This is a genomic window from Allobosea sp. 05T433, from assembly GCF_056396065.1.
In genome coordinates, this window is record NZ_JBFTKS010000006.1 from 318022 (window position 1) to 337009 (window position 18988).

19 protein-coding genes and 3 pseudogenes are annotated in these 18988 nt (G+C 59.4%); 12 read left to right on the forward strand and 10 right to left on the reverse strand.

Translation table 11 applies throughout. The features are described 5' to 3' along the window. Positions 1 to 17 precede the first annotated feature (17 nt). The 5 genes from AC1DGP_RS11240 to AC1DGP_RS11260 form a co-directional block, all read right to left on the reverse strand. Entirely contained in the window at positions 18 to 467 is a 450-nt protein-coding gene (locus tag AC1DGP_RS11240) for a hypothetical protein (RefSeq protein WP_476832125.1), read from the reverse strand. A gap of 24 nt (positions 468 to 491) precedes the next feature. Further along, positions 492 to 854, reverse strand: a complete 363-nt coding sequence (locus AC1DGP_RS11245; RefSeq protein WP_476832126.1) for a hypothetical protein — start codon at positions 852 to 854, stop codon at positions 492 to 494. Positions 855 to 952: 98 nt separating this feature from the next. Next, positions 953 to 1582, reverse strand: coding sequence for a lambda exonuclease family protein (locus tag AC1DGP_RS11250; RefSeq protein ID WP_476832127.1), 630 nt, complete (start codon positions 1580 to 1582; stop codon positions 953 to 955). Further along, positions 1579 to 2379 (reverse strand): ERF family protein, encoded by an 801-nt coding sequence (locus AC1DGP_RS11255; RefSeq protein ID WP_476832128.1) that lies wholly within the window; start codon positions 2377 to 2379, stop codon positions 1579 to 1581. Before AC1DGP_RS11255 ends, AC1DGP_RS11250 begins: the two co-directional genes overlap by 4 nt. Before the next feature lie 228 nt (positions 2380 to 2607). Beyond that, positions 2608 to 3003 carry a hypothetical protein gene (locus AC1DGP_RS11260; RefSeq protein WP_476832129.1) on the reverse strand — a complete coding sequence of 132 codons (396 nt, stop codon included), beginning with the start codon at positions 3001 to 3003 and terminating at the stop codon, positions 2608 to 2610. 118 nt (positions 3004 to 3121) lie between these two features. Here AC1DGP_RS11260 and AC1DGP_RS11265 point away from each other — a divergent pair, with 118 nt between their 5' ends. Continuing rightward, on the forward strand, positions 3122 to 3361 hold the full coding sequence (locus AC1DGP_RS11265) for a helix-turn-helix domain-containing protein (RefSeq protein WP_476832130.1): 240 nt from the start codon (positions 3122 to 3124) through the stop codon (positions 3359 to 3361). Between the two features lie 76 nt (positions 3362 to 3437). Here the strand turns inward: AC1DGP_RS11265 and AC1DGP_RS11270 are convergent, their stop codons facing one another. Together AC1DGP_RS11270 and AC1DGP_RS11275 are read right to left on the reverse strand one after the other, a co-directional pair. Beyond that, positions 3438 to 3602, reverse strand: a complete 165-nt coding sequence (locus AC1DGP_RS11270) for a hypothetical protein (RefSeq protein WP_476832131.1) — start codon at positions 3600 to 3602, stop codon at positions 3438 to 3440. A gap of 364 nt (positions 3603 to 3966) precedes the next feature. After that, complete coding sequence (locus tag AC1DGP_RS11275) at positions 3967 to 5211, reverse strand: NAD-dependent epimerase (protein ID WP_476832132.1); 1245 nt, start codon at positions 5209 to 5211, stop codon at positions 3967 to 3969. Positions 5212 to 5327: 116 nt separating this feature from the next. Between AC1DGP_RS11275 and AC1DGP_RS11280 the strand changes: the two genes are divergently transcribed. Further along, a complete protein-coding gene (locus AC1DGP_RS11280; RefSeq protein ID WP_476832133.1) occupies positions 5328 to 5918 on the forward strand; it encodes an HAD family hydrolase in 591 nt (196 codons plus the stop codon). Between the two features lie 367 nt (positions 5919 to 6285). Then, the gene (locus tag AC1DGP_RS11285; protein WP_476832134.1) at positions 6286 to 6720 is read left to right on the forward strand and encodes a hypothetical protein; all 435 of its coding nucleotides are present in this window, start codon (positions 6286 to 6288) and stop codon (positions 6718 to 6720) included. An 84-nt stretch (positions 6721 to 6804) separates the two neighbouring features. Here AC1DGP_RS11285 and AC1DGP_RS11290 read toward each other — a convergent pair. Next, positions 6805 to 7122, reverse strand: a pseudogene (locus AC1DGP_RS11290) (transposase); the annotation flags it as partial. A 391-nt stretch (positions 7123 to 7513) separates the two neighbouring features. Here AC1DGP_RS11290 and AC1DGP_RS11295 point away from each other — a divergent pair. From AC1DGP_RS11295 to AC1DGP_RS11330, 8 genes are all read left to right on the forward strand, one after another. Beyond that, on the forward strand, positions 7514 to 8266 hold the full coding sequence (locus tag AC1DGP_RS11295; protein ID WP_476832135.1) for a TylF/MycF/NovP-related O-methyltransferase: 753 nt from the start codon (positions 7514 to 7516) through the stop codon (positions 8264 to 8266). An 18-nt stretch (positions 8267 to 8284) separates the two neighbouring features. Beyond that, positions 8285 to 11317, forward strand: coding sequence for a glycosyltransferase (locus AC1DGP_RS11300; RefSeq protein WP_476832136.1), 3033 nt, complete (start codon positions 8285 to 8287; stop codon positions 11315 to 11317). Next, entirely contained in the window at positions 11314 to 12276 is a 963-nt protein-coding gene (locus AC1DGP_RS11305; protein WP_476832137.1) for a glycosyltransferase, read from the forward strand. The genes AC1DGP_RS11300 and AC1DGP_RS11305 overlap by 4 nt, the downstream gene beginning before the upstream one ends. Further along, on the forward strand, positions 12236 to 13441 hold the full coding sequence (locus AC1DGP_RS11310) for a glycosyltransferase (RefSeq protein ID WP_476832138.1): 1206 nt from the start codon (positions 12236 to 12238) through the stop codon (positions 13439 to 13441). The genes AC1DGP_RS11305 and AC1DGP_RS11310 overlap by 41 nt, the downstream gene beginning before the upstream one ends. 102 nt (positions 13442 to 13543) lie before the next feature. After that, on the forward strand, positions 13544 to 14590 hold the full coding sequence (locus AC1DGP_RS11315) for a class I SAM-dependent methyltransferase (protein ID WP_476832139.1): 1047 nt from the start codon (positions 13544 to 13546) through the stop codon (positions 14588 to 14590). After that, positions 14587 to 15597 carry a class I SAM-dependent methyltransferase gene (locus AC1DGP_RS11320; protein ID WP_476832140.1) on the forward strand — a complete coding sequence of 337 codons (1011 nt, stop codon included), beginning with the start codon at positions 14587 to 14589 and terminating at the stop codon, positions 15595 to 15597. Before AC1DGP_RS11315 ends, AC1DGP_RS11320 begins: the two co-directional genes overlap by 4 nt. Before the next feature lie 3 nt (positions 15598 to 15600). Further along, on the forward strand, positions 15601 to 16233 hold the full coding sequence (locus AC1DGP_RS11325) for a hypothetical protein (protein WP_476832141.1): 633 nt from the start codon (positions 15601 to 15603) through the stop codon (positions 16231 to 16233). Continuing rightward, entirely contained in the window at positions 16226 to 17563 is a 1338-nt protein-coding gene (locus AC1DGP_RS11330) for a glycosyltransferase family 4 protein (RefSeq protein WP_476832142.1), read from the forward strand. Before AC1DGP_RS11325 ends, AC1DGP_RS11330 begins: the two co-directional genes overlap by 8 nt. Positions 17564 to 17855: 292 nt before the next feature. Here the strand turns inward: AC1DGP_RS11330 and AC1DGP_RS11335 are convergent. Continuing rightward, a pseudogene (locus AC1DGP_RS11335) lies at positions 17856 to 18128 on the reverse strand (integrase core domain-containing protein); the annotation flags it as partial. Between the two features lie 65 nt (positions 18129 to 18193). Here AC1DGP_RS11335 and AC1DGP_RS11340 point away from each other — a divergent pair. Then, a complete protein-coding gene (locus AC1DGP_RS11340; protein ID WP_476832143.1) occupies positions 18194 to 18475 on the forward strand; it encodes a hypothetical protein in 282 nt (93 codons plus the stop codon). 255 nt (positions 18476 to 18730) lie between these two features. Here the strand turns inward: AC1DGP_RS11340 and AC1DGP_RS11345 are convergent. Further along, positions 18731 to 18841: pseudogene (locus AC1DGP_RS11345) on the reverse strand (integrase core domain-containing protein); the annotation flags it as partial. Between the last annotated feature and the right edge of the window lie 147 nt (positions 18842 to 18988).

Here is an 18988-nt window from a genome sequence, read left to right on the forward strand (position 1 = left end):
AGTCCCCGCTCTTCTATTCAATTCGGCATAGTCACCATCGTCATCCCGTAACCACGCTGAGCCATGCAGCCGACCATGATCTGTCGCAGCGCATTGTTGCGTTGGCCTTCAAGCATGCCGGCCTCCATCGCGTCAGCGAGACTGCGTCCCATGTAGATCGGCGCGGCAATGGCTTGAGCTTTGGCGGCTTCTCCCTTGCAGATGGCATCATCCTGTTGGAATTGCGCTGCGGCAGCCTGATCGGTTCGGCCATCGAAGCGATTGAAGTTCATTACCGTTCGGGTCGTGCAGGCTGCAACCATCAGCGCCAGGAATGCAGTACCGATAATTCGCGGCCAAGGCTTCGCAAGGGGCCAGCGATGATCGCAGGGTACCGCAATTGCAGCACAATCGGCCTTTGCGCTGATCTTCGCAGTCAGATTGTGGGTCTCAGCTCTTCGAGATGGGTGGGCATAGGCGGTCGTCACGGTGAGGCTCCTCGTGGGTTGAGTTTACGGGCCGTCGCGGCGCCAGGCTGCCGGTTTGGCCAAGGGGCGGGATGCGGTTCGCTGCGGCTCAGATCTGGCGAATCCTGGCCGCTCCGGTCGCTGGGAGGTGCGGAGGCCGAAGTGTTTTGCCTCTCGGCGCTTGGCTTCAGCAATGTCGGCAAGGTCGGTCGCGGTCTTGCCGCCTGATCGGCGGTGACAGCAATCACGGCCGAGCAAGCGACCATCCGTGATCTTCAAACCGACGCTCTTATCGATGATGAGGGCTTCAGGGATCGTGTGGTCGAACTCGATCGCCTTGCCCGTGATATTGAGCCCGCAGCCCTCACAGAGGATCCGACCAGCGCCATCCATGGCACGCTTGATCATCTCGACCTTCTGAGCGCGCGAGAACTCGCGGCGTGTGGCGCGGTTATGTCGACTAGAAACCGCTGCTCGTTCATCGGAGGGTCCAGAGCGGCTCGGCATCACGCTGCCTTGGCCTGACCGTAGGATCTAACCCGATCGACGATGAGATCGAGCTCAGCATTAAAGGCCTCGACCGCATCCGATAATTCGCGGATATAGCCTTCATCACGTGTGGCGCGGGTGACGAATATTGGCATGCCCGGCCAGTAAACGGCGATGTCAATCCATTCGCGTTCGGCAATCCAGAGCTGGCCCTGGCATTGGGCCTTATGCTCAGGCGGGAATTCTCCGCGAAGAATGGCCTCGATCATGAGATGCGGCAGTTTCGTCTTGATTTCGACCAGACCGCTCGCTCCGATGAGTGAGTCCGGCGAGGCGCCTTTGCGGCCGCTGCGAATGAAGCCAATGCGTTCGCACTGCGTATCGGTCATGAATTCGTAGAAGGCCCGGGCCTCGTCCTCCATGAGTTTGCCGCGTTCCATGTGAGCGTTGTTGAAGCTCTCCATGGGCTGGCCTGTGATGGTCTCGCCCGCCAGTTTGTAGAGGTAGGTCTGGCGTGTCTTGCTATCCCCTCCGCCGCGGCCCTTGGCCATTACGGTGGCAAACTCGGACGCGGTGGGGATGCCCATGCGGGCGCGAAACCAGTCGTCTGTGCCTTGTTCACACGAAATAATCTCGCGGTGGCTCATGCGTGCCTCCGCTTCGAATTGAGCATATCGATGGCCTGACGAAACTGAGCCGCAGGCAGGTCGGGCAGGGCGTCAATCTTGAAAAAGCGCATTAATGCGGCCTTCTCGGTGCCGGCGCTCTTGAGCAACGCCAGCAGCTCTCTGATCTGGTCTCCGTTGATCGGCAGCGGTTGACCGGCCCCCTTGCCATCATCATCGTCAGAAGCAGCGAGCCCCAAGGACGCCTTGAGGGTCATTCGCTGGAGGTAGGTGAGAGTTGAGCCAATGGCCTGGATGCTATTCTTGTTGCCGGACTCATCCTTTGCCGCAGCAATTTTGTTTTCTTCGAAGTAGCCGCCTCGGTGCGATACCACACAGATTACCGTGACCATCGCCCCCTCAGCCGAAGAGCGAAATCGATACGACAGCCCGTGCCTGGCAAGTATCGGATTCACCGTCCGAGCGATCTCGGCGAGATCCTCATACCGATAGTGTGTCCTGCTCCTCTGTGCGGTGAAGTCGACCTCACGGTTTTTTAGGATTACGGGGATCTCGGCCTTAGCCTCCGCCATGGCATTGTCGAAGGCCTTGCGCGCCTGGTTCGCTTCCCAGCGCTCATGCAGGCCCATCAACTTCTCAAGCGTTTCGACGTTTGCGCCGCGCTCGACGGCCTGGCTCAGCATTGCCAACGGTGTGATGGCGTAGACCGCTGATGGCGGGTATGCGGGCGGGATTGCTACTGTTGAGGTGATCATCGTGTAGCTCGGGGTTTGGGGGTGACGGGGCAGATCAGATGCGGACGTTGTCAATGCGATCATCGGGTTCGCCTGGGGATCCAGAGCCGGTACTCGGCAGCGAGTTCTGCAGGTGTGAGATTGATGGGAGACAGGTCGATTGAGCTGTATCCCAGCCCAATTTGGGGTCTGGCGTGGGTAGAGCTCCATTCGTCACAGCCATCTCTATCGGGAAGGTCATCGGCGATGGCGGCGTGAGTTGTGTTCGGCGGGCCCGACCATGAAGTCTTCTCCTGCTGAGGGTTCGATGGATCAATGCAGTCGCTCGGCCGCGAGGATGGAGCCTAGGGCGGCTTCGAGGCGGGCGATGGCGGAGAAATTCATCCGGTCGCGCATGGTCTCACTGAGTATGGCGCTCTCGATGGCAATCGGGTCATTGCCGAAGCTTGCGGCGAGAGTAGCGTTTTCTCTGGCACGCTCAGCTGTGCGGAGGCGCATCTCGGCGACACGTTCTATACGGCGTGCAATCTCGCGAGCCTCGCTCTTCGCCTCTGCCCAAGCCCTTATGAGCCAGCGGGAGCGCTGATGATTCCGCTCAGACCCGGTGCGGCAGAGCGGTAACGCATGGCGGCCTAATTGTGAGGCCCGGCGCATGATTGCGGATCTGTCGAACGAGATACGGTCGGAAGTAAAGGTGGTGAGGGACATCGGTATGATCAATCAACGAATTTCATCGGCAAACGACGATTAGCATCGATTGGTGGCAACCGCCAACTAAAATCGTCGATGCTCGACAAATTTCATCGCAGGGTGCTATACAGCTGGAATGATCACACCGCCCCAATCCCGTGCAGCGCGGGCGCTACTCGAATGGTCACAAGAAGAGCTGGCGAGTGCTGCTCACTTGGGCCTTTCAACGATTCGAGATTTTGAAAAAGGTCGAAGGACGCCGTCTCACAATAATCTGCTGGGAATACGGGCTGCGCTCGAAGCGGCAGGTGTCCAATTCATCCCGGAGAACGGAGGGGGGGCTGGCGTCAGGTTCGCAAAACGCTCGGATGGATAGTATTGAGAGCGCTGACGGTTGGGACCTTATGAGTCGGCTGAGTTCAGATCGGAGATATTGGGCGGCCTCGAACTACTTACTCGCGACTCTCTTCGCGCGTCATCTGTGTGAACTGGACGGGCAGGGAGGACGATCTCGATCTGGACGACGAGATCGCCACGAAGAAATATCCCGCAGCCGTGCCGCTGATGACGATCACGAGCGTCAACTTGACGGTCGCGACCAGACTCATGGCAGCCATTTGCGACATCTCCGGGGCACTGAATCGCAGAAGTCGGTCAGCTACTTTGGACTCAATCAGCCGTTCCGTCAGAATCCGGGCGGGGTGAGCGCATCAGGTCGCGCCCGTCGCGGTTGMGCGCCTGATAGTTCTATGTTGGCGTTACATTACGAGCGAGGTGGACTGACGTTCGGCGTGCGACCCTGATCGCCAACATACGCCAAGCGATGAAAATCCAGGCCGACCAGCCTCATACGAAGGCCAATAGGCCGATCTGCCATGCCGAGCTTGCCAGATCGTCGCTCAAGGGAAGACGCGACTGGGCCATGATGGGCACCAGCCGGCGACGTGATGGGGAGAATAGTGGGCGGCCAGGCCGGCCAAGTCAGCCGTAATAGTTGCGGTACCAATCGACAAAGCGCTGGAGGCCATCCACGATCGAGGTGGAGGGGCTAAAGCCAACACATGCCGCGAGCGCGCTGACATCGGCATAGGTTGCTGGCACATCGCCTGGCTGCATCGGTAGATGGCGCTTGATGGCACTCTTGCCGCAAGCGGCCTCAATGACGGAGATGAAGCGGTCGAGCCGAACCGGTGTGTGGTTTCCGATATTGTAGACGCGATAGGGCGCCGCGGCGGTTGCGGGGTCAGGCGACGCTGGATTGAAGTCGGGCGAGGGCGCGGGCGGAGAGCCCACCAGCCGGACGATCGCCTCGCTGACGTCGTCGATATAGGTGAAGTCCCGGCTCATCTCGCTCTCGGCGTAGACATCGATCGGTCGGCCTTCGAGAATCGCCTTGGTGAACTTGAAATAGGCCATGTCCGGCCGGCCCCAAGGACCATAGACCGTGAAGAAGCGTAGGCCCGTGACCGGTATGCCGTAGAGATGAGCATAGGAATGCGCCATCAGTTCATTGGCGCGCTTGGTTGCCGCATAGAGCGAGACTGGATGGTCGGCGCCGTCATGTTCACTGAACGGCACGTTGGCGTTGGCGCCATAGACTGAGCTCGATGAGGCATAGATCAGGTGCTGGACCGAATGGTGCCGGCAGGCCTCCAGTACTGAGAGGAAGCCGTCGAGATTGGCGCTGGCATAGGCGCGCGGGTTCTCAAGTGAATAGCGCACGCCGGCTTGCGCCGCGAGATGAATCACGGCGTCGGGGCGAAAGCGAACAAAGGCGCTTTGAAGCCCGTCATAGTCGGCAATGTCCAGCTGCTCGAATGAAAAGCCGTTGCGCGGAGCCAAACGGTCGAGCCGCGCCTGCTTGAGTGCAGGATCGTAATACGGAGTGAGATTGTCGATGCCGAGGACCTGAACGCCCTGCGCCAGAAAAGCCTCCGTGACATGAAAGCCAACGAAGCCCGCTGCGCCCGTCAGCAGAATCCGCTGTGGTGAGGCCTTGATCGTCACAGGATGGGCCACCGATTCGTTATAGCTGTTAGCAGCAGAGCGACTCATTTCGCTCCCCCGGCGGAACCAATCAAATTCTGCTTTGGGTGTTTGGCACGACGGGCGCACGGCTACAAGGAGAGGGAGCTTCAACCAACGCAACGCGGGAAGCAGCCATTTCGCCTCGGAAGGTACTGCAAGCACCAACCATTCTCGATGGCTTGGCAAAAGGTTCGCCATGTCAGGTTCGCCACGCGATATTCCGCCGGATGCCGCACCGGATCACGCATTCGGTTCTCGTCCTACGGAACGCGGCTGCGATTGGACGAACCGCAGCCCTCTGCTAAAGGGGCGTCATGCTCGATCTACAGAATCTTCCCGCCGATATCCATGCGATCATTTTCGATTGCGACGGCACGCTCGTGAATACATTGTCGGTTTATGCCGATGCCTGGACGCGGGGGTTTCGCACCTCGGGCAGGGACATGATGCGCGACTGGTATCTCGGCCGCGCCGGTCACTCCGAACATGCGCTCATGGACCTCTTCGAGGCCGACCAGGACGTGACGCTCGACCGCGACGCCGTGATCAAAGCCATGCGGGAATATTTTCTGCAGAATGTCGCGTCCGTCGGCGAAGTTGAGGCGATTACCGCTGTCGCACGCCATAACCAGGGCCGCCTCCCGATGGCTGTTGCATCAGGTGGATCGAGGCAGATCGTCACCGCCACGCTTGAGGCGACCGGCCTGACGCCCCTGTTCGATACGATCGTGACGATCAACGATGTCGCGCGTCCCAAGCCCGAACCCGATTTGTTCCTGGAGGCAGCACGGCGTCTCGGCGTTGCCGCGGCAGATTGCCTGGTCTTCGAGGATTCTCCCGAAGGGATGGAAGCCGCTGACCGCGCTGGCATGCGCTGTATCGATGCAAGGCCGCACCGAGCTTAGGTTAAGTTGGGGCATCGTCCAACCGTCGTGCGCGAATCGAGAGAAGGCTGCTGCCACTGAATGCCGGTTCGATCGTGTCTATCGTGCGTATGTGAAAGGGACCGATCTCGGGGGAAGGGCGAAACGCGAGATGCCGGGCGGCGCGCGCCTAGCTCGCGCTGTTACGCGAGTGTCCGAAGGTGGTGGCCCGGCACCCCCGCCACGGCGATCCAGTTGCAACGGCCATTGCAACGGGCATCAAAGTGGCCCACACTTCTCCGGCCCTGGCTTCGGCCCCGGCGGGGATTTCTCCCTGGCCGCGCACAAAGTTGCTATATGCCGTCGGCTTGATGCTCCGACATCGCCACGAGTATGACGAGGAGCCATTATGGCTATCATTCTTCTTCGCGCAGGCATCGCCGGCCTGCTGGTGTCTGGCTGCTCGCCGCAATCGGTGCCGACGGTCGAAGCGATTACGAAGCCGACGATCGAAACCTTTGCCCGGTTGGGGGGGTGGCGACCCTGGCAATCTGCTCAAGCCGAGAAACAGCAGGCGGCGCCCGTAGCGACCTCTGCTGATTTAGCGCTGGAGCCGAGTAGGCCAGTGTTGGTCGAGCGCGAGCAGGTGAAGGTCACGAGCCCAGCCCCCAAGCCCGCTCCCGTCGTTGTAACGGTACCGAAACGTGTCGCTCCGCCCGCGCCGCGCAGCGCGCCCATTTCGATGCGGGAGGAGCCGATCAAGTCCCTGCCAGCCCTGGTCTCTTGCCGTACGCAAAACGAACCCGGTCAACGCGTGCGCATGGAGTGCTACCCAGTCGAATGATGGCGAGCGCTCAAGGGTGTGAAGTTGGGCTGCACGCTTCTTTAGGTCGAGCCAAGCCGAACGAGTGATAGTTTCTGTGGACACTTATCTGATCCATAGGATCATGGCGGCGATTGTGACGACGGCGAGGTAGTGTTTGGCCGTCTTTTCGAAACGCGTCGCGACCCGGCGAAACTGCTTGAGCCTCGAGAAGCAGCATTCGATCAGGTGGCGCTGGGCGTAGAGGTGCTTGTCGAGGGGATATTTGCGCGCCCGTGACGGGTTGTTGGGAATGACGGAGATGGCGCCCTTCTCGGCAATCTTTCGCCTGAAAGGATCGGCGTCATAGGCCGCGTCGGCCATGACGAGCTTTGCGGGCAATCCTTCGATCAGAGCGTGAGCCTGCGGACAATCACCGCGTTGGCAGACATTTCGTGTGTCGATGACGCGGAGGGCTGCGGTGGCGAGCACCTTCAAGGCGGAGGTGGCGCTTGCAGCAGTGAAGGGCGAAGCGACTTACAGCGCGCTTATGCCAGCGTATCGAAGGCCCGCGCTTCGGTCGGCCGCTATCTCGCCTAACAGTCGGCGGCCAAGCCCAAGCCTGGCAGGCAGACGCACAATCAGGCTTACTTCAACACGTTGCAGACAATCCTGGTTGCGGCATAACCAGGGCCGAAACCCACTTAGCGAAAGTCCCGAAACTGCTCAGATAAACCGAGCCAACTCTCGTTTGCAGGGTTGACAGTCAATCGTAAATGTCCCATCCGCCTATCCCTCATCATGAAAATGTATGCTGTCGACAGGCATAGAGACAATGAGCATTTTTGATTTCTTGAAGCGCCCTCAAGGAGAACAAGTCGACCTGCAGCTCCTTGATTCAGTGCAGGAGCACGTAAAAAAACTCGAATCCAGGGTCGACTACCTGGAGGAGCGGCTGCTAAGCTATTACAATAACCGTTGGGACGCCGTCGACAAGCTGGCAGATTATTTGGTTGGCGCAGAACTCGATGGGGAGTACTGCGAGTTTGGTGTTTTCGAAGGCAAGACCTTCAACTATGTCGTGAAGCGATTTGCAGGCCTGTTCCCGCATATGCGGTTCGTAGCTCTCGATTCCTTCGAGGGTCTGCCAGGGCTGGAAGCCAAGGATCTGAGCAGCGGCTATTCCAGCGGCTTCTACCCAGGACAATTTGCGTGCGGAATCGACCAGTTTCGCTTAAATGGACATAAGTCCGGCATTCCGATGGACAGGGTCCTGCTCGTCCCCGGTTGGTTCGACACGTCACTTTGCCCGGGCGGTGAGGCCTCGCAACAGGTTGCCAAAATCGCCGCCGCTTGGATCGATTGCGATCTTTACAGCTCGACGGTTCCTGTTCTTGAATTTCTGACGGCCCGACTATTGGTTGGCACTGTCCTTCTTTTTGATGACTGGCGCTGCTTCCGCAATCAGTCCGATTGGGGACAGCAGCGCGCATGCAGGGAGTGGCTGGATCGGAACCCGCAAATCCGTCTCAATCCATTTATTGACTTCGGCTTTCATGGTGTCTCGTTCACCGTGGCGGCGTGCTGACGCGATGGATTGACAATAATGGCTCCCTTTGCATCGATCATTGTGCCGACCTACAATCAAGAAGCCTACCTCCGCCAGGCTCTTGACAGTATCCTCGCCCAAACCGATCCTGATTGGGAAGCTATCGTCGTAAACGACGGCTCTACGGATGGAACGGCAGCTATTGCCGATGTCTATGCGGCGCGCGATCCGCGCTTCCGGGTTGTCCATAAGGCAAATGGCGGCGTCGCTTCAGCGCTTAACGAGGGGTTGAGCTGCGCCAGAGGGCGGTGGGTCCATTGGCTCAGCTCGGACGACATGTTCGAGCCGGCGAAGCTGAAGATCAACCGGCGTTGGATAGAGCGTCATCCCACGGCGAAGTTCTTCTTCTCATATTTCACGCTGCTGCGTCAGACGACCGGTGAACGTGAGAAGCGGGAGCTCTGGGGCCCGGTGCCGGACCCCGAGCACCAGATCCTCACACTGTTCTACCGAAATCCCATCTCAGGCATCGCGATCTGCGTGGATCGCGAGGCATGGCTAGAGACTGGGTGTTTCGACGAGCGCTTCTACTACGCTCAGGACTACCACCAATGGCTTCGGCTTCTTCAACGTTATCAGGGGGTTTTTATCCCCGAATGGACGGTTATCAGCCGCAACCACGCCGAGCAGGGATCTGAGACCTTCCCGGACGCCTGCTACTTCGATACGGCAAAGGCCGCCATCGCGTTTCTCAATCAACACACTTTCCCAGAGCTCGTCCCTCACACCGACCTTCGCGACCCGAAGCGTGCAATTGCCGCGGTATCAGCTGCTCTGCACTTTGCCGCCGACGACAGTTCTTTCCTGTATGCCCTTGGACCGAGCCCCGCGCTCGTTCTGCGCGTCCTCGAATGGGCCTACGGAGAGCACGGCCATCCCTGCACCCGCGATATCGTGCGCGACCGGATCATCGCGGAAGCGCTGAAACCCGGCGACGACGCGTTTCGCTGGATGTGGCGCACGCTCGCTGCGGCAGTGTCGCAGAAGAACCCACGCTTCGTTTACGACCCTTCAAATCATCTCCAACTTGCCCAACCACTCTATGTCGCGCTTCTGAGAACATCTCGCCCGCGAGCGGAGGCGTTGGCCACCTACCTGCGTCGGTTCGACAAAGTGGAAGTCGGCACAATCGGTGGTGCTTTGGTTGCCCCGGCAAGGATTGTTATCAACGCAGCCATTGACCTGCAGTTCGAGACGCTTGAATCCGTGCGCTCCGGTGCTGAGGCACTCGCCGCACAGGGCCATCGACCAGCGCTAATCGGACCTCAAGCGGAAAGCTACCGCTGGATCGAGGGAGTGGCGCACATCAGGGCCGGCGACCACGATGTCGATACCCTTCCCTGGCTTGTCGGGGCGACCGTCGGTGTGGGAGTGGGGCGCCCTATATCCGCGTGGCTTAGTACTAGCAACAGACACGATCTTGCCGCCTCGACGGCAGGTCAGCTCGAAGAAGAAGTTGTTGGCGCCCTCCGTCGCATCGGCGCCAGCGCGAGCGAGCCTGTACGCCCCATTGTCATGCTGCAGAGGGTTCTGCGTGGCGGGGGAGCAGAGCGGGTGGTCCGAGAGATTGCCAGCCACCTCGATCGGACGCGATATCGTCCAATCGTAGCGACGCTCTTTGAGGAGGGCTTCGATCCGAATTATCCTGCGGGAATCGAGGTGATCAACGTAAGGCGGTTGCTGTTTGACTATGTCAACGCACCTTGTGCTCCAATCGCGTTGGAAGCTGCGCCCACCTCTTCGGCGCCCCAAACATTACCCCGAAAAGAACGCGTTCGCGCCTGGCTCATCAAGCAGATCAAACGGAGCCCTGCGGCCACTCGCGCTGCGTTGCGCGCCCGCAATGTGGTTCATCGGATAAGGCGCGACTTGAAGTCGCTCGCTCTGAATGGCGTCGCCGGCAGCCTGACTGTTGCCCGCAAGGTGTCGCGCCGTCTTCTGGGCCCGCTCCATCCGGCCCCGATCACGGGCACGGCGGTACTCAATCACCACACTGGCTCAGCAACTAACAAGCTGCCATTCGAACTCCGCCATTCCGCCCTCCACCAAATGCTCGATAATCATTGGCCGGCCGGAGAAGGCCTAAGACTGCTCATGTCGCAATTGGGTCCCGATGCTGGACTGATCACGGTTATGGAGGAGGCGACCGTTGCAGCCTGGCTCGCACAGCGAGCCGACAATGTCCCTTACATCGCGTCACTGCACACTGTGGAATCAGTCTATCTACCGCTGATGTACCCGGATCCAGCCCGTTTCGAGCTCGAGAGTTGGGGCTTCGTCAACGCATGCCGCAGCGCTCAAGCTGTAGTGTTTCCAACGCACGGCTGCGCAAAGGACATTCAGTCCTATGCGGGGGTTAACGAAAGAGCGCTCCAGGTCATTGGAAACCCCGTCGACTGCGCGCGCGTGCGGCGAGACTCCTTTGCTGCAGGCCAGACATTTCGCCGTGACCCCGGCGAGGTTCTTTTCGTGACCCTCGGGAGGCTCGATGTCCAAAAGGGTCAACACGCCGTGCTCCGGGCCTTTGCTCATTATCGCCATGAGAACCCAAACGCACGCTTGGTCGTGGTGGGTGACGGACCCGAGCGGCAATCGCTCCTGCACCTGAGGGCGCAGCTGGGCCTCGACRGGCACGTAGATTTCGTCGGCGACATGGCGAATCCGTTCCCCGTTGTCCGGCAGGCGGATGCCCTCGTCCTCGCCTCGCAGTTTGAAGCCTTTGCGCTGGTCCTCGTCGAGGCCATGATTTGTGGTGTGCCCGTATTGTCGTTTGATTGCCCCTTCGGGCCCGGTGAAGTCCTAAAGGCCGGACACTGCGGAATGCTCGTACCGCTCAACGACATCGACAGGCTCGCCGCTGCGATGACCCGGATAGCAACGGACGAGACGCTCAGATGCGAGCTCATTGAGCGTGGTTATGAGCGCGCCCTCGATTTCGATGTCACTGTGGTAACTCGTCGCTGGGAGGATCTGATCGAGCGTGTGTTCGGTTCGCGAGGGCCGGCAAAGTTGCTGGACGAGCAGAAATGATCAGAATTCCGAAGGTCTCGGTCTTAACCGCAGCCTACAATACAGCGACGTTCATCCGGGAGACCATCGAGAGCGTCGCCGCACAGACTTATCGATCTGTAGAACACATCGTAGTCGACGATGGCTCATCCGATGAAACCGCGACAATCGCTGCCGAGTACGAAGGAGTGCCCGGCTTTAGGCTTATCCGGCAACATAATCAGGGTGAGGCGGTCGCGCTCAATCGGGCGCTGGAAGCCGCAAGCGGTGACTACATAGTTGCGGTCAGCGCCGATGATCCGATCCGCCCAAGCCTGCTGGAAGCCGCAGTATCGTTACTTGAAACGGACTCCTCGCTGGTGGCCGTTTATCCCGACTGGGACATCATCGACGAGAAATCGCGGGTGGTTTCATCAGTTCGTGTCCAAGAGTTCAGCTTGGCGGCAATGGTCATCCAGCACATCTGCCTCCCAGGCCCCGGAACAGTGATCCGGAGAGCGGCTCTGGCGGACACGATCTTCCGCGACCCGACACTTCGGTTCAAGAACGACTTCGATCTGTGGCTGCGCCTCGGAGCTCGTGCTCCCATGTGCCGTCTCCCGGGCATTCATGCCGCGTGGCGGCGTCATCCGGCCGGAGCGACGAGCGCCAAGCGGGGACGAATGATGGCCGAAGAGCATATCGAGGTCATCCGTCGAGCCTATGAGCGTCCCGGCCTGCCGCCTGATATCCTGCAGAGGAAGGACCTTGCATTCAGCGTCGCCCACTACTGGGCCGGTCTACAGGGTCTACATGCGCCCGAGGTCAATGGTCGGAGGTACATGTTTCATTCTCTGACGCTTGCGCCGCGGTGGCCGAGTGATTTCCACCCGGAAGCGCGCCGCGCCTGGTCTCGTGTGGCTTTCCTGCTAACCGAGCCGGCAAGCCGATGGATTTACGATGCGGGCCTCGCTCTCGGCCTGCCGCTGCCGCGGGGCTGAAACCGTGGTGCCCTCAGCGGTCGATCGACTGACGCTGTTCTTGCCCGAGCTTCATGCCGGTGGCGCTGAACGTATGGTTCTCGACCTGGCGGGTCATTGGACACGAGAGGGCCGCCAGGTCGATCTTGTCTGTGCCAGCGCCGCCGGGCCGCTAAAGGACCAGGTTCCCAAGGGCGTCCGGCTCGTCAACTTGGGGGCAACACGCGTCTTCGCGAGCACATCGCGTATCGCGGCCTATCTCCGCAGCAATCCAGAGAGGCCCTGCTGGTCGTTTATCTCTCACATGAATGCCGCGGTGCTCATGGCAGGCCGCGTGCTGATGCGTCACCCCAGCCCAATCGCAGTCCACGAGGTGTCCCGGCTTCTGACCGGGCGCGATATTCAGACGCCGTTTCGGCGTCGTGCCGTGGAAGTCGCAATTCGGGCGCTGTACCGTCGTGCCGATATCGTCGCGACCGTGTCGCCTGATGTGGCCGACGACGTCGTGCGACTTACTCATCTGCCCCCGTCGCGGGTCGTGGTAATGATGAATGCAGTCGATGTGTCCGCGATCCAGCGGGCCGCTTTGGCGCCCTTCGATCATCCATTCCTTGGAGAGGCTGGAATACCAACCCTCGTGAGCGTCGCACGACTTGCGCCTGAGAAGGATCACGAGACCCTCCTTCGCGCATTCGTCATTGCCAGGCAGTCGCGTCCTTTGCGGCTTCTGGTTATAGGGGACGGCCCATTGCGCACGAGGCTCACAGAGTCAGCCGCAGCACTCGGCGTTTCGAACGATGTGGACTTCCTCGGCTTCACCGACAATCCCTGGCGGATTATGGCACGGTCGGATTTGCTGGTGCTGCATTCACTCGCGGAGGGTTTCGGGCTTGTGCTCGTCGAAGCAATGGCCTGCGGCACCGACGTCGTGGCGACAGCCTGCGGGGCAGGGCCGAAGATGATCCTCACTGATCCCTATGCCGGACCGATGCCGCCAGTTTGCGATCCGCAAGCCCTTGCGGTAGCGATTTTGGATAAACTGGCAGAGCCGCTGGGTTCAGCGCCACTAGCAGCCTGCGCTGCACGCTTCGACATTGCCGAGCGAGCAGGAACCTTTATCGAGATGGTTGCTCATGGCTGGGAGGCGCGCTATGGCACCGATCAAGCACAGAAAGGCCGCACATAAGGGCAGCGAGCGTGTCTAATGAGGCGACCCGGGAAATCGCTTGAGTCGGCACAGCAAAGCCCGGCTGCTGTGGCATTACTTCCTTAAACAGAGCGAAAAACGATGACACTCGGGTTTATTCCCACAGAGGCCAAGCGCTGGCTCAAGGGTCAGGCTAAAAAAATCAGGGGCGCGCTGAGCGTCAATAATCCTGATCTCGCAGCGCATTCGACTGAGGCTCTCGCTGAAGAGGTCGCCCGGCGTATCGCCACTCTGCAGGATAACCCTATCCACGACATTTTCTACGCGCATGGCTTCCACCTCCTGCGCAAGCATTTCTACCTTCCGATACCGGACGATACGGATCAGCTCGATGACTTCTGGCAGCAACAGTCTGCGCTCGTGGGCATTGATATGGGCGACGAGAACGCGCTCAATCTCATGGAGCGCATCCTGCCGCCGTATCTCCAAGAGTTTCGCAATCGTTTTCCCGCCCGCCAGCCGGCCACATTCTCCGGATTCTGGCTGATTAACGGCGGATACATGGCGGTTGACGCCCATGTTCTGTATGGGTTGGTCCGTCACTACAAGCCGAAACGCATCATCGAGATCGGCGTCGGAAACTCGACGTTGTTGACGACGGCTGCCATTGAGCAAAATCTGCGGGAGGGTGGGGCAAATACCCACTTCACCTCGATCGATCCTTATCCATGGGATCTCTTCAAGAAGCCTTATCCCTATCTCACCGAGATGCTGCCGAAGCGCATCCAGGACGTGCCCACGTCATTTTTTGAGGAACTAGGGGACGGCGACATCCTCTTCATCGACTCGAGCCACGTCATCCGCTCAGGGAACGATGTGCATTATGAGTTCATGGAAATTCTCCCGCGCTTGAAGCCGGGCGTACTGGTGCACGTGCACGACATAAGTCTGCCAAAGCCCTATCCGAAAACATACTATGACAGCCACCTCTACTGGAATGAGCAGTATCTCCTCCAAGCCTTCCTTACCTACAATTCGCGGTTTGACGTAATTTGGGCAGGAAATTACTTGTTGCTTAAATATCCCGAGCGAGTGATGGCGGCATTCCCCGAAATCTCGACGATGCGGGAGACCTATCCTTTGGCTGAGCCATCAGCTTTCTGGATGAGAGTGAAGACCAAACCATGACGCCAACACAACTCGGCGATCAGCAGCACGTAGCGGATCCGGAGTTCTGCCCGGTTTGTCATGCAAGAGYTTTCGCGCCCACGGACAAGAAGGTCAATATTGCTGAGGTGCTCGATCGTTGGGAAGCCACAACGTCGGTGAGCTTCCCGGACGATGTTCGTGCCACCTATAGTCGCGAGCGTTTCCCCGAGATCACTCTGTGGTCTTGTCAAGCCTGCGGGTTTGGCCGTTTCGATCCGCCTTGTGCTGGTGATGCGGGCTTCTATGAGGCGATTAGCGCTCAGGACTATTACAACCAAGAAAAGTGGGAGTTCGAACAGGCGGTCGAGGACCTCGATCGGATCGGAGCGCGCCGGATCATTGACGTCGGTTGCGGATCAGGCGCCTTCATTCGCCAGCTGCGTCAGCTGCGGCCGGCCCTCGAGGTCGAAGGATACGAGATCGCGCCGAGCTTGGTCACAAGTCTCCGCGCCCAGGGCGTCAACATGCTGACCGGAACGCTGGAAGAGGTCTCGATGATGAGCGGTTCGGTCCCGCCATTCGACGCGATCTGCATGTTCCAGGTTCTGGAGCACGCACCCGACCCTCTCGAATTCTTCGATACATTCGCCCCCCTTGTGCGTCGTGGCGGCTGGCTCATCGTATCCACTCCCGATGAAGGAGGGCCTATCAGGCAGTTCTGGAACTCGCTGACGGAGCTTCCACCTCACCATGTTTCGAAATGGACCGAGGCGGCGTTCCGAAAGCTGTTGGACGAGCGCGGTTTCAGGGTAGAGCGGGTGCGACACGAGCCGCTCGCTGACTACCTTTGGGACTCCTACCTGCCGCCGCTATGGGACAAGGGCATTTGGCCAAGCCTGATCTACGACCCGGTAGCCCGCTCGCGCAACCTTACCGAATTGAATGATCGCGTCAGGTTTGGCATCAACTGTCTCAAGGCGGCAGGCCTCAAGCGGCTCCCCGACGTTCCAGGCCATACCATCTACGTCCTTGCTCAAAGGATCTGACCGTTGAGGTGGATTGTACAAAAAGTGCGGCAGTGGCTGGGCTATGACCTTGTGCAGCGTGATTTGGAGTTGCGCGCTCAGGAACTGAAGACCGTTTTGGAACTAAATCTTCAGGAAATCAGGCGGGTTATTGCCGCGCAATCAGCTGATCATGTGCAAACTCTCTCTGCGCTGGGTCTTCTCATTGCGGACCAAAAAGGCATGCTGCAGTTCATGAGAGAGAGGGACCCCCAGCTCGCCCCCCCGGGTGCGCTGGGAGTCCACATTAGTGAACTGAGGAGCGTTTTGGAGTTCAATCTTCAGGAAATCAGGCGGGATATTGCAGCGCAATCGGCTGACCACGTGCAAACTCTCTCCGCGTTCGGTCTTCTCATTGCTGACCAAAAAGCCATGCTTCAGTTCCTGAAGGAGAGGGAACCTCAACGCGACCCCCTGATCACACTTGAAGCCCACCTTAATGAGCTGCAGAGCGCTATCGAGAAGCACTCCACGGATTACGTGCATACTCTCTCAGCGATCGGCCTTCTCATCGCAGACCAAAAGGCCCTGCTGAAGATCTCCAAGGATATGGCGATCGAGCAGGGACGAATGAAACAGACTTCTCATACCGAGACATCGAAGGACGATTATGCCTGACGCGTTCGAGCGTAATGAGGATCCTGGCAAACCTCGCGTTCTATTTATTGGCTGGCCGGAGAGCTCCCATACCCACTCCTGGATCGATCTTCTGGAGGGCGACGGGTTCAATTGCCGCCTGTTCTGCCTGCCCTCAGCGGAGCCACCACCGGCATGGCCCGTCAAAAGCTACATCACGGCGCCCGGCCTGGTGTGGCGTTCAACCGGTACGCGCAAGACGATCTTTCCGCCGCCATCCGGCACTATAAGTCACCTAGACTATCTCGCCGCCGAGGCGAAGGGAAAGGGAGTGCTGAAAGGCCGATCCGAAGCGCTGGTCACACGTGCTCTCCGAGTGCTGAACCGGCTTCCTGCGAGACGGCATCCCGTGAACTTGGAGGCGGCGCTGGCGGAGGTGATCAGGATGTGGCAACCTGACGTGATCCAGACACTCGGCCTCGATCCGGCATCCTTCTTTTATATGCGCACCCGAAAGCAGTTTAACCTGGGCGCAATCGGACGCTGGATCGTCCAGGCTCGCGGAGGGCCCGATCTCACCTTGCTGCCCTTTGCGCCCGGGACAAAAGTGTTGATTGAGGAATGCCTCCAACACTGTGATCACTTCATCTGCGACAACGCACAAAACTACGATATCGCGGTGAAACTCGGTCTAGACCCAGTCAAAGCGACAGATCCCGGCATGGGTGTCGTCTCCGGCGCCGGCGGCATGGATATCGACCAGATGGTGCAGAAGTGGACCCTCTTGCCGTCGCAGCGCGAGCGGGTGATCGTCTGGCCGAAAGCCTACGAGACCTACACAGCGAAGGCGATGCCGGTTTTCGAGGCCATTGCCAAGGTTTGGGACGTCATTCAGCCTTGCCGCATCGAGATGCTATGGATGACCCAACCTGAGGTGCAGATCTGGTACGAGAAATTCTTTCCCGACCATATCAAGGCCAAGTGCCAAGCGAGTATGCGCCTCAGCCGAGAGGAGACACTGAGCCATATCGCCCAGGCGCGCGTCATGCTCGCACCATCGATCGCTGATGGTATCCCGAACACGATGATGGAGGCGATGGCGTTAGGAGCGGCGCCGATCGTCTCGCCGCTCGATACAATCAGCCCTGTCGTCCAGGACGGGGTTAACGTTCTCTTTGCTCATAACCTCTACCCCGACCAGATCGCGGATGCGATTGTGCGTGCGATGCGAGACGATGATCTCGTCGACCAGATTGCCCGGAACAATCTCATTCGTATCCGGGAGCTGTCCGACAGAAGCAGGGTTCGTGCGAAGGCGCTCGACTACTACTCGATCATCGCGAACCGATCCCTAGAGCAACGGAAGGCGTGATAGGGAACCGCATTGCCCATGGACTGGATGCGATTTGGAGTTCGCTTTGGTCCGCCATAACGACCAGAGCATGAACCACGGCCTGCCGCGCCATTGGGACGTAGGTGATCTCCATCGCCCAGACTTGGTTGGGGCGGGTCTGTCAACGGGCACTGAAGTTTCCGTAGATGTGAGCTTCCAAAATTCCCTACCTGGAAGGTTTTGATTTCGGGGATCAGCCGGCATCGTGATCGGTCTGTAGCCTTTGACCTGAGGCCCTGATCTTCCTCCAGATTTGGGTAGAGTCCGTCGATCATGGAGACGGACGATCCGCCCTGACCTGAGACCCTTTTCTCCTCCGACCTGAGGGAGAGTCCTGGGTTTCATTTCTGGCCTTAGGCGGCCGGTTTTCCAGCGTGGATTTGAGGGCGAACTCGGCGGGCGTCGTGTTGCCGAGGGCCGAGTGGGGGCGATGTCGATTGTAATCCTCTTTCCATGAGGTGATGGCACTACGGGCCTCGGCGAGCGTCGAAAACAGCATGTCGTTAAGGCACTCGTCCCGGAAGCGCCCGTTGATGGGGTGGACGGCCCCTGCACCCGGCATCGGCGTGGCATGATGGCTGTCGCAGCAGTCTAAACAGGAGCCGTCCCATGCAGATCAGTGTCGTCGGTCTCGATATCGCCAAGCAAGTCTTCCAGGTCTCGAAGCGCGGCGACCGCTGTATCCGGCATCTGCTCTACGTTGGAGCGGGCAACGCAATCCGCTTTGCCAAGGCTCGCGCCGCAACAGGCGAGGCGTGGATCCAGGGGCTTCAGGAGCGTCGACCGCCCAAGGTCGTCATCATCGCGCTCGCCAATAAGATGGCACGCATTGCCTGGGCGTTGATGATCCGTGGGCAATGCTTTCGTTCGCCGGCAGTCGTAGTGGCATAGCTGCAGGCGGGCACACATGTTGCGAGGGCGAAAGTGAGGTAATGGCACGACCGGTCGGACCGTGGATCGACACAGCCCGCAAAGCTTTGGGCGCCAAGAGCGCGACCCGTTGATGAGGCCTCGATCCGCGAACTCCATCAGGGCCAGCGGTCATGAAGATGGGCCGCACGAACAGGCCGCATACATGAACGCACCCGACCCGCACGCTGCCCGACCCTCATCTCGAACCTTGCAACGCAGGGGCCGTCCATACATGAAGCTTTCGACGAAGGCGTTCTGCGCCGGCTTGCCGGGCGCGATGTAGTGCCATGCGACGCCGGTCTGCTGGGACCATCGCAGGATCGCCATCGAAGTGAGCTCGGTGCCGTAGCACATTGGGAAGAGGCTCGACCGTTGCCTGACGGCGCGCGAAGCCTTGCGTAGCGCAGCGCGCCGTCACGGCGGTCATGGCCGGCCAGCAGGTCTCTAAAGTGAGGTTGTCGAGACAACACTTTGGAGCGAGGCCAACCATGA